General features: G+C 27.0%; 2 protein-coding genes and 1 tRNA gene. 1 reads left to right on the top strand and 2 read right to left on the bottom strand.

The window, feature by feature from the left end:
• On the top strand, positions 1–1,052 hold a 1,052-nt coding region (gene mgtE, locus Q1J48_RS06775; protein ID WP_300362144.1), incomplete at its 5' end, for a magnesium transporter.
• Positions 1,053–1,245: 193 nt separating this feature from the next.
• On the opposite strand, the gene Q1J48_RS06770 is transcribed toward mgtE, so the two are convergent.
• Together Q1J48_RS06770 and Q1J48_RS06765 are read right to left on the bottom strand one after the other, a co-directional pair.
• Positions 1,246–1,322: transfer RNA gene (locus Q1J48_RS06770), tRNA-Arg, on the bottom strand.
• A 59-nt stretch (positions 1,323–1,381) separates the two neighbouring features.
• Positions 1,382–2,537: BatD family protein (locus tag Q1J48_RS06765; protein WP_300362142.1), on the bottom strand; the 1,156-nt coding region annotated here is incomplete at its 5' end.

The raw sequence follows: 2,537 nt of genomic DNA, 5'->3' as shown, positions 1-2,537 counted from the left end.
ATGTGGTAAAAAGAGTTCTTGAAAACTATAAGAATGAAAATCGTTCTTTGGTTAATCAATTTTTATCTTATGAGGAAGATTCTGCTGGAAGTTTAATGACAATAGAATATCTTTCTTTAAAAAGTAATTGGACAGTAAGAGAAAGTTTGACTCATATAAGAAAAAAAGTAAAAGATTTGGAAACAATAGATGTGGCTTATGTAATTGATAGTAAGAAAAATCTTATGGGAGATGTTACTTTAAGAGATTTACTTCTTTCAAATGATGAAGATATAGTCGAAAATATAATGAATAAAAATGTTCTATATGTTACAACTTCAACAAATCAGGAAGAGGCTATTGAATTATTTAAAAAATATGACTTAATTGTTTTACCTGTAATTGATAAAGAAAATATTTTAGTTGGAATTATCACAATAGATGATATGGTCGATGTAATTGAAGAAGAAAATACAGAGGACTTCCAAAAAATGGCAGCTATGGCTCCAAGTAAAGAGGAATATTTAGAAAGTTCTGTATTTGAATTGGCAAAAAATCGTTTGATGTGGTTATTAGTTTTGATGGTATCAGCAACATTCACAGGAACTATAATAAGTAAATATGAAAATATAATAGAGCAAATGGTTGTTCTTGCAGCAGCTATTCCAATGCTTATGGATACTGGAGGAAATGCAGGTTCACAATCTTCAACATTAGTAATCAGGGGAATGGCTCTTGGAGAGATAAAAACTCAAGACTGGTTAAAAGTTATTTGGAAAGAGTTAAGAGTAGGACTTATGGTAGCAATTGGTTTAGGATTTATAAATTTTGCTCGTATGAGATTTATTTTAAAACAAGATATGAAAATATCTTTCTTGGTATCATTTACTTTGGGAGCAGTTGTAGTGATAGCAAAATTAGTTGGAGGGATTCTTCCAATTGGAGCTAAAAAATTAAAACTAGACCCAGCTATAATGGCAGGACCTTTAGTAACAACAATAGTTGATGCTATGGCTCTAATGCTATATTTCTATATTGCAATGTTTTTATATAAAGATGTATTAAATATTTAATAAATAAAAATAAACTGACTTAAAATTAATAGGTCAGTTTTTTTTGTGGAAAAATATAAAAAAATTTAAATTAAAAAAAAGAGAAAAAAATACTATGATAAAAATTATAAAAATAAAAATCTCTCTTAAATATTAAAAAATCAATTAATATTAAGAGAGAATAGTATTTTAGATAAATTAGATTTAAAAGTAATGGCGCTCTCATGAGGGATCGAACCCCAAACCCTCTGATCCGAAGTCAGATGCTCTATCCAATTGAGCTATGAGAGCTTTTTTAGAACCATAACATAAAAATTCTAGCATATTTTTATTAATATTACAAGTCTAATTTATTTAGATTTTAAAGTTTTAATAACTTTTATAATATCAATTTGTTCATTCTTAAATAAACTTTCGTGGATATATCTATTGATCATTAAAATATCATCAGATCCACCATTTTTAACAAGAATATCTTCAAATTGGGCCTTAGGGCTGAAATTATATCTTTCTTTCATAAAATTACAATAAACTTCATAAAACTCTTTATTATTCTTAGAAGACTTCATCTTTTTAAAGAAATTTTTATATGATTTTTTAGAAGATTTTTTATCAAAGATTAATTTTAAAATAATTCCACCCTCTATTAAAACTATTAAACAAAGTCCACCAATAATTAAATATAAAAATTTAAAATCAAAACTTTCATTATCTTCAGGCAAAACAGTTATATTTATTTTTTCCTTAGGTTGAATATCTTGAGATTTTTCTATATTTTTATTTGATGAAACTCCATTGGAAGTAGTTTTAATATTTTCACCACCAAAAGCTTTAATCTCCTTTTTATCTATAACAAAAGTTTTGTAACTTTTACTGTTGATATCAAAGAATGGTATTTCAATAGCGGGTATAGTAAGAACTCCAGATTTCTTAGGAATAAAGGCTATTTCAAACTCTTTACTTGCTTGATATTTTCCATTTACAATTTTTTCAGAAAAATCAGAAACAGATTGATAGATATTAAAATCTTCATTCATTTCAATCGGAAGTTTTTCTAAGGAATCAAGGTTTACATCCCCATAAAGTTTTAATTTTAACATATAGGATTGTCCAACCTCTACATTTGATTTTTGTTCCCAATTTATATTTCCTTTTAAATCTCCAACTACATTTTTAAAATTAGTAGGTTTATTTTCTTCTGGCAATGAAAGAATTTTAATAGATATCTCATTTCCACCAGTATATTTTGGTGTAGATGAATCAATTATAAAGAAATCATTTCCAGTGGATTCACTGTATGAGATAAGTCCAGAGGTGATAATCTCTTCCCCGGGAGTAGAGGCCTCTAATATACCCTCTTTTGTTAAAACTTCTAGTCGTTCACCATTTTCATCAGAGATTTTTTTAACTAGATGATTTCCTTGAGATGATACAGGTGTAGTATCTTTAAAAGAGAAGTTATTAAATACAGGTTGATTCATATAACCATAATTTCTTAAAGAGGTT

The sequence above is a fragment of the Fusobacterium sp. genome (assembly GCF_029258315.1).
Taxonomy (GTDB): domain Bacteria; phylum Fusobacteriota; class Fusobacteriia; order Fusobacteriales; family Fusobacteriaceae; genus Fusobacterium_B.
The sequence above is the reverse complement of the archived record's forward strand: the minus strand, read 5'-3'. Positions and strand labels throughout refer to the sequence as shown.